Annotated in this window: 6 protein-coding genes; all 6 read right to left on the bottom strand. The window is 33.9% G+C overall.

Going from position 1 to position 9,136, the window contains the following annotated elements; genetic code table 11:
• Positions 1 to 306 (bottom strand): hypothetical protein (locus DXB63_RS14615; protein WP_147332294.1); only part of this gene is annotated, 306 nt, incomplete at its 3' end.
• Complete coding sequence (locus DXB63_RS14610; protein WP_122127147.1) at positions 303 to 764, bottom strand: hypothetical protein; 462 nt, start codon at positions 762 to 764, stop codon at positions 303 to 305. The genes DXB63_RS14610 and DXB63_RS14615, both read right to left, overlap by 4 nt.
• Before the next feature lies 1 nt (position 765).
• Entirely contained in the window at positions 766 to 1,209 is a 444-nt protein-coding gene (locus DXB63_RS14605; RefSeq protein ID WP_122127146.1) for a T9SS type A sorting domain-containing protein, read from the bottom strand.
• Positions 1,206 to 1,664: a hypothetical protein gene (locus DXB63_RS14600; RefSeq protein WP_122127145.1), complete on the bottom strand. Its 459-nt coding sequence runs from the start codon at positions 1,662 to 1,664 to the stop codon at positions 1,206 to 1,208. The genes DXB63_RS14605 and DXB63_RS14600 overlap by 4 nt, the downstream gene beginning before the upstream one ends.
• Before the next feature lie 206 nt (positions 1,665 to 1,870).
• A complete protein-coding gene (locus DXB63_RS14595) occupies positions 1,871 to 2,605 on the bottom strand; it encodes a hypothetical protein (RefSeq protein ID WP_122127144.1) in 735 nt (244 codons plus the stop codon).
• On the bottom strand, positions 2,599 to 9,126 hold the full coding sequence (locus tag DXB63_RS14590; protein WP_122127143.1) for a SpvB/TcaC N-terminal domain-containing protein: 6,528 nt from the start codon (positions 9,124 to 9,126) through the stop codon (positions 2,599 to 2,601). The genes DXB63_RS14595 and DXB63_RS14590 overlap by 7 nt, the downstream gene beginning before the upstream one ends.
• Positions 9,127 to 9,136 lie beyond the last annotated feature (10 nt).

Below are 9,136 nucleotides of genomic sequence, written 5' to 3'. Positions count from 1 at the left end.
ACTGCTATATAATGACAAAGAAATGTCACCTCCTATCTCCTGAATGGAAACTTGTACCTTATTTACTGCTTCGTCGGGAGATATCTGCACTTTGTCTTCTCCGAATACATTATCTATAGACGTGGCATCATCGTTATTATCATCCGTTCCTCTCGTTTTTGACGGAGCGGATGCACGATTGTCTCCCACGTATGTCAGTTTGCGATTGGTTCTATTACCATAACTATCATAGCTTAAATGGATATATTCTTGAGAACAAACAGCAAGGCTAAACAAGAAAAAGAATATTACAAATGTGTATTTCATGGTTCTATGTTATTTTGTTTTTCAGGTGGATATACTACAGTCCAATTCATGCGGTGCAAGTCTTCCGGTGTTAATCGGTAACAACCTATAATAGGTACATATTTGCGAACACTGTCGCAAGGTGCTGCGTAATATTTCCTAAATTTTTCATTATCCAGCACTAAGAATTGAAGATAATATTCATCTGCCAATATATCTTCCCACCCACAATACAGATCACTAGATTCAAGTACGAATATGGAATCTTTAGGAATAAAATTATCAGAAGTTTTATTACAATAAAAAAACGTATCCTGAGAAATATTTGCTATGTCATCAATAGCAAGTTGATAACCTATTTTCTTGCCGGATTTATTAACAAATGTAATATACCGATAGCCATTTTCGCAATTACTACGACATCCTGCACAAATAATGGCAAGGAATGATAACAATATTAGATTTTTGATCTTTTTCATATTACTTCTTCACAATCTTATATTCTTTTGTTTGTTCCTGTTTCCGTAAAGAAAGAATATAGACTCCGGGAGCATAATTGGATAAATCTAAAGTATAATTCCCGTCCGATACTTTTTGCTGCTGGAGTAGCTGGCCGCTACTGCTATATAATGACAAAGAAATGTCACCTCCTATCTCCTGAATGGAAACTTGTACCTGATTTACTGCTTCATCGGGAGATATCTGCACTTTGCCTTCTCCGAACACATTATCCATAGACGTGGCATCATCGTTATTATCATCCGTTCCTTTCGTTTTTGACGGAGCGGATGCACGATTGTCTCCCACGTATATCAGTTTGCGATTGGTTCTATTACCATAACTATCATAGCCTAAGTGGATATATTCCTGTGAATAAATGGTAAGGCTAAACAAGAAGAAGAATGTTGCTAATGTATATTTCATGGTTCTATGTTATTTTGTTTTTCCGGTGGATATACTACAGTCCAATTCATGCGTTGCAAGTCTTCCAATGTTAATCGGTAGCAATCTAAAATAGGTACATATTTGCGAACACTGTCACAAGGTGCTCTATAGTATTTAGTAAATTTTTCACCATCCAATACTAAGAACTGAATATATGCACCCATCAATTCGTCTTCCCAGCCACCTACCCAAATCACACATTCAAGTGCAAACAAGGAATCTTTCGGAATAAAATTACCAGAAGTATTATCGCAATAAAAGATTGTATCCTGAGAAATATTTGATATTTTATCAAGATCAAGTTGATAACCTATTTTCTTGCCGGATTTATTGACGAATGTAATGTACTGATGACAGTTCTCACAATTATCCGGACATCCTGCACAAATAATTGCAAGGAATGATAACAATATTAGATTTTTGATCTTTTTCATATTACTTCTTTTATTTTTACTCCTCTATCTGTTCCTCTTGTCCGTAGCAGAAAGGTACTCAATCATCTTCTATATATACTAGTAAGCCAATCTCATTACCATAATTATCATAGCTTAGAGAATCCTTTCTTGCAAATGAGCACTGATTAATAAAAACAAGACTACTAAAATATTTTTCGTTCTCCTATTTTATAATATATGGAATATTACTTAATACTACGATTTTTAATATAGCCTAGTTTATCAATGCTATAGACACAATAATACTCTGGAATTTCAAAATATTCATTATTCTTTCGCATTCCATTCAAGGCTTCTTCAGTAAACCCAACATCTGAATCATCACTAAAAGACTTATAAATATAGTAATTATTTTCATATATTGTCCAACCAGACCAATGAAAAGAATAATCTATAAGCACTCCTCCAATCTTTACTATAGAAAGAATTTCTCTATCAAGAAAATTAAGTCGAAATATTTGTTTCAAAACATTCCAATCTTCTGTTTCACAATTTTCAACCAACAAAATCAAATTTCTATAACTTTCCTCTTCCTGAATACAACCTAAACAGTAAATACGAACTTGTGTCTGTGGAAAATCTTCATCTAATGTGATAGGATATTGACTACATAACCATTTTTTGAATTCCCCTTTTATTTCCTGAACATTAGAAATTCCCCAGTATTCCTTACTTGATTTATTTATAATTCTTTTTCCATAGATAATATCGTTTACATAATCCTTTTCTTTTAAAAAGAGTTCAAAAGAATCTGGTAATAAATACATCTCATTAATATAATTCTTATATTTCAAAGATTTATCATCTTCCACTTCCACTGTTTTATACATATTCTTTTCATACGCTCTATTTTTAAAAGACGTAGTCGCACATGTAAACAACAGACTTAACTGTAAAAGGAATAAAAATATTTTCACCATGGCCGTTCTGTTTTTATAGAAAAGGGAGAAAATGCTTTTGCATATTTTGAACTAATATAATTAATAGAATTATTTCTCTGTGAATAAAGTGCAACTTTATAATTCCAAGCCTTAGCTTGTTGATATTCCCAGTTATAGATAACAGAATGTTGTTCACGTCCATTTATTAATCCTAAATTATAAAATCTAGCATGTAAATATTCATGTCCCATTGTCATATACAACTGTTCTCTAGATATAAAAGCCGACTTAAATAAATAAACATCGCTTCCTTTCCCAATACCACGAGAAACCGTAATTCCATTTGCATATCCATTCCCAACCTTCACATAGTCTCCATCTTTTATACAGTTATTAGGCATTCTACCATCTGCAATTAAACTTTTTACACCTTTAATATTCTTACCAAAACTTTTATCTGAAAATTCGTTCGCATATTTATTAGAATATTCCATACCTTCACCTACTTCTATTTTATTTGTTGTAGATTTAATGGAAGAGTAATCAGCCAAAGCCGTACCTTTCCCTGTCCAAAAATCACCACTATTTTTATACGCTTGTACACCACCAACTACTCCACCAATTAATGCACTACTTGCTGCTCCTATTCCGCCGCTTTTCAAACCAGCTTTTAACCCTTGCATAAATGTAGCACCATCAGCCCAAGCATTTAATGACCCACCAATTAGACCTCCCACAAATCCACTTACAGCACCATTAATAAAACCACTAATGAATCCCGCACCACCAACAGTACCTCCCGAAGCAACACCAAAGCCTGCAGAGATAGCACCAATTGTCATTGACCGGAAAAAACCGCCAAAACTCCAATTCGATTTAGCTTGGATAGAATACATTACAGCATTCCACAAAGCTCCATCAATAATACTACCAATTACAGGAATAAAAAAGCCTAATATAAAATTACCATCAGGATCCGTATACTTCATCGGATTATTCCAAGCATAGGAATAACGATTATAATTCTGTGAATTGTCAGGATCTTGAATAAATGGATCAGGACTAAGCATACGCCCTAATAAAGGATCATATAAACGACCATTCAGATTAATAAGGTTAAACTCCGGCATTTCTTCTTGAAAGGTATAACCTATCAATGTCAAATTTAAAGTTCCGGCATTTTTATAATCACTCCAATTATCAGGATTCCGACGCCGTCCCCAAGCATCATAACTACGACGCTCCGCTATATTACCACTGCCATTGCTAATCGCAATCAACGAACCTAATAAATCCGCATGAAAATAATACAATGAAGAAATAGACCAATAACCACTGCTATTACTTAAGTGCATGCCGAAATAACCCCCATCTGCATCTAAATAAGTATACTCTTTAATATTGGAATTAACATTTATATGTTTCTCATAGCCATCACCATAATATATGACTCGAATAAGAGAGCCGGACTTATACAGTTCGCTCTTTATGCGTTGTTCATCAGCATTGTAAACGAATGACATTTTATAGTGTCCTTCCTCTATCAAGCTGACTTTATTGAATTCGGTATATTCAATCTTTTGTGCAGGCAAATTCTTCAACACATCAGAAGGACTCTCAATATCGGTCAATGCGTGTGTGCGGACTGCATCATTATAGCGATATTCTCCCATATCTGATTTACTCAGAATATTGCCACCTCCATCAAAAGAAATATGCATGGAAGAATTTCCGGATACATCAATTAACCGATCCATCTCATCGTATTCGAATTGTTCGGTAAACGTTTTCCCGTTATACTTTTCATTACGGTTCAAAACATTACCCTGAATTGGATCAAGCCCGTACTTCATTTCCAATAAAGTGCTACCATCCTGCTTGGTATACCGCAGGATCCGTTCCGACTCATTTTCTGAGGAAAGAGTGGTATAAGTCTGTTGATTGCCGTATTGACAAACTTCTTCCCTGCCCGGTATGTATCTTACATTTTTCCATAGTATTTTACCGTTATTGTCTTGTACATTCAGCAAACGGCCATCATTATCATCGTATGCATATTTTAGAACATATTTACCCGGAGCTGTATGTTTAGTCAGACGTCCCCAAGCATCGTATTCATTGGAATAAACAAATTGTTGATTATCTATCGTTTCTGTCTTCTTCAAAATTTGTCCATACTTATTATACTCAAACGATTGCCTGCTCTCATCTTTTACAGAAACTTCTTTTACCAGCCCAACTCCATTACCAGAATCCACATACGTATAATTCACTTCACGCCCCGTACTGAAAAGTTTCTGTTTCAATCGTCCTAAATTATCATAAGTCAGTTTATAACTGCCTTTAGGATCCGAATAGGTTTTAGCACGTCCATATCCATCATAAGTATAGGTCACCACGCCTATATCAGGATCATTCATGGAAAGTTTATTTCCTCTATCATCATAGCTCATCGTTATTTCATGATCGCCGACAGAAGTTCTTACCACCTGTCCATTGGATGCATAAGTATTATATATAGTCAGCTCTAGCGGATCCGTTTGATTCAAAATATTACCCCAACTATCCAGCGATTTTAAATACCGTTTTTCATTACGAAGAATAATAATATTACGTTTTCTATACTCATATACTTCTTTTTTTCCGGTATGTGTCAATACAGATTCTAAACGTCCGTCTCGACAATATTCGTATTTCGTCCATCCGGATTTACGGGGATGCATACTTATCTCTGCCGTCTTGCGTCCGAAAGCATCATATAAAGTAGCATTCTCTACATTGACATCACCTTGCTTTACGTTTGAATAGATTTCCCGTCCTAAGACATCAAAATATTTAGTAACAGGAGCTTCGCCTGTCATTTCTTTTTTTATTGCATAATACCCTTTCCCACCTGTATTCCAACTCAATGTTTGTTTGCTAATTTTATTATTCGGATAAACGACAGATGTCTCACGCCCGAATCCATCATAATAATAGAGAGTTATCTGAGCTTCCGGGCCATTAGTCAGTTTGATTGATTCTTTTTCCAAGTTACCTGTCAACAAATTATAATATGATTCCGTTGTTGACAATGCCTGTCTAGTTGTTATTTTCCTTTTACCCTCAACTAATTCATAAGAATAAGATTCAGCTACATCTTCAACATTTTTACCCGATGTTTTTTTCTCCAAAGCCCGTCCTTTATCATCGTAAACATAAGTCGTCGTTACAGGAGATGATGTATTGGCAAATTCTATACTCGAAATCAGATTTGATTTATCATCATATACCTTAGTTGTTTGCTGTACAAAAACTGTCCCATCCTGAAAATGTTTTTGTGTCTTAGTTTCAGTTTGAGGCTGATTATACTTCTCTTCATAATTACCATACTCAACTTTTTTATATGAACCATCGTCATAAGTTTCCGTTTCACTTATGGGACGACCTTTATCATCATAGGCATAAGTCTTTATTGTTTCCAGTCCATCTAATTCATTGATAGAAATATCTTTTGTCTTATTCATTCTGACAATTCTATCATCGCCCACCCGGATATCATATCCCGCTTGTTGTGTTGCCGTTTTAATACCATTGGTATAAGAAATTACTTTTTGAGTTAAAGGAATAAAAACAGAATTATCAAGAGCTGTTGATGTAAGCGTTTTAGAAGTATTGCCTTCAACGGTTTCACATTGCTCTATTTTTTCAAAACCAAGCATACCTAAACCATCTGTATGATATCTCCCATTATAATATTTATAAGTAGAACTACATATCTTCCCTTGTCCGTTAGGCTTTCCTAATTCTTTAACTAATGGAACAGGAACATTTATATATCTGAGCACATTTCCCTCACTAATATTAACCGGACAATTATGTAAACCATTATTTGATGCAAAATCATAATCAAATATAACCTTTGTTATACCATTATTATCTATACTATATAAAAGATTCCGTTTACTAACATTTGCTCCATATTTCTGTATTTCATTTCCATTTATAACGACCGCAATCTCTTGAATGCCATCATTATCAAAATCATCAGAAAGAATCTGTCGATCATATAAGTCATGTTTAGATAAACAATCTGCTCTATAATCATTGCCATTACCAAGTAACCTCATTATTATGTTATTCTTACCTTCTGCTGGCTGATAGATGGGAGGAAAAACACCCGGTACTGGAACGACAGTATTCCATATTAAATCAAAATTAACAAATAAGTCATTATATGAATCATTATTATAATCAGAGCCACAAATATCAATATCTTTTAATTCAAAGCCTAATGCATATTCAGAGATTAGATCAGAGATATATTTTTGAATAGAATCAACAATTTTCTCATCGAATATCAAATTACCTCTATTAATAAAACATTTAGCCACAGCATATTTTGATATAAACACAATATCCTCTAACCCATCATTATTAATATCTAACACTTTGGCAAAGGTATAATCAGCATCATTTATCAATTCTTTACTCAATGAATTGTCCATAGAAGTAATTATCCATTTATCATTACTTCTTACCAAAAGTTCACTAATACCATCTCCATCATAATCAAATGGTATAGCCTTATCAATATCTCCAATAGACAAATTAAGAGTTTTCAAAGATTTATCAACACTACTTTCAGACAAAGATCTTCCATTTTTTCCTACAAATACAAAATCCGGAATTGCATCATTATCCAAATTAACCGGAAGTAATATTCCATCATCTGCTTCCAACTCGAATCTCTCTATAAAAACATTGTCCAACTTAGGAGCCAAATTCTCTGAATAATCATAATAACGAATATTAGCCATTACCAAAGATTTATATTTGGACTGTGTGATAATGACTATTTCAGCGTTTCCATCATTATTCATATCAATAAGTCCTAACAGACTAGAAACTGACTCAGGCCCATTTCCTACAATCTGCTCTTGTAGTTTCAACACATATTCACCATTTTCCTGAATAAATATTTCCAGATAATTATCATTTTTATTTGAATAAAAACGAACCAGATCTATTTTTCCATCTCCAGTTAAATCACCACTTACAAAATAACTATTACCTTTTTCTTCTACCTCTAATATTTTTCCCCATTTACTTTCTTCCGTGAAACCTCCCCACTTACAGTTTAATGCAAGTTCCTCCCCATTAATACTACGCTCCAATATCTTGCTTAAATGGGTATTCGAATAATTAAAAGAATATTTTTCATATTGAGTTTGTCCTGTATTAACCGCTATTCCTGATAATAATAAATTTGCATTAAAAAAAGAACCATCCACAAAAGAAGATATAGGGATGTTATTATTTACATAATTAAAAGAGATTTTTATATCTCCATTTTCACCATAAATGATCTCTTTGATATAAGAGCCCTGACTCCTATCTGTAGTATACTTATACTGCACCGTATTGCCATTCAGGTCTGTAACTTTGCTAATCTTCCAAGCCAAAACATTAGAACCATCTTCCGTTTGTATTCTGCTATCTTCCTCCAAGCCATACTCTGCAACAACACCTTGTGGGGAAGTCACTTTAAAATAGGCAGGACCATTACCTATTTTGCCTATCGGCTCTATTTTTGTAAGAGAATAAATATATGTTTCATAATTACCATTTGCGTTTTTAATCAATCGTTGCCCATCCATTACAAAAGCACCATCCTCTTTAAACTTAACCCTCTCTCTTTCTCCATCAAAGAATTTGCTTTTCTCGGTTCTGGATATGGCAGAGAGACCTGATAGTTCGGTACCATAGCCTAACATTCCTATTCCTCCCTGACTATTATAGGCAATAGACAATTTCGGTTCCATCCCATTTATTCCCGAAGGAAAAGTCAAAGGAACTTCAACATTCGCAGCCCCGGTCGGTGTAACAGAAGCTGTAGATTTTATTTCTCCAACAACTTGAGAGGTATTGCTAATTCGAGCACTTTCTGGCAATAGCTCTTTTAGTTCTACATCATAAGAATCAGACTTTGAAATATCATATTGACCAGGATTGGCATCACCAATATAAAATTGCGAAGGCATATCCATTAATAGATTTCCTAAAAGCCCTTTACTATGTACAGATTTTCTTGTCTGTTGATAATTACGAGACAGTAATTTTTTATATTCTATTTGAGATATGATACGCCCGCTCCGATCCATTAAATTAACGCAATTACCTTGATTCCCCAAGACAAAAGCAGAATGATAAAAGATCCTACAATTTAATCCTTTAAAAAGAGATTCCAATTTAAAATCAGGAGAATTAGGATGTTGAAAAGCAACAAGTATGCATTCTTTGGGCTTACAAACTGTATTTTTGGGAAAAGTAAAAAGACCGTATCCATAGAGTTTCACACCCACTTTATAGCCTGATATATCAACCGGAGCCGATGAATTATTATATAGCTCTACAAACTCACCATTATGATGAATGCCTTTTAAATCCACTCCAATCTTAGGCTTCATTTTTTCATATAAAGGACTATCAAAAAAAACCTCTGAAATAATAACTTGAGCAGATGTATATATAGGTAATAAAAATAGTACTCCTATTAATATAAAAATGTTTTTTTTCATAGCTAATTAG

Source organism: Bacteroides sp. OM05-12 (genome assembly GCF_003438995.1).
GTDB lineage: Bacteria > Bacteroidota > Bacteroidia > Bacteroidales > Bacteroidaceae > Bacteroides.
The sequence above is the reverse complement of the archived record's forward strand: the minus strand, read 5'-3'. Positions and strand labels throughout refer to the sequence as shown.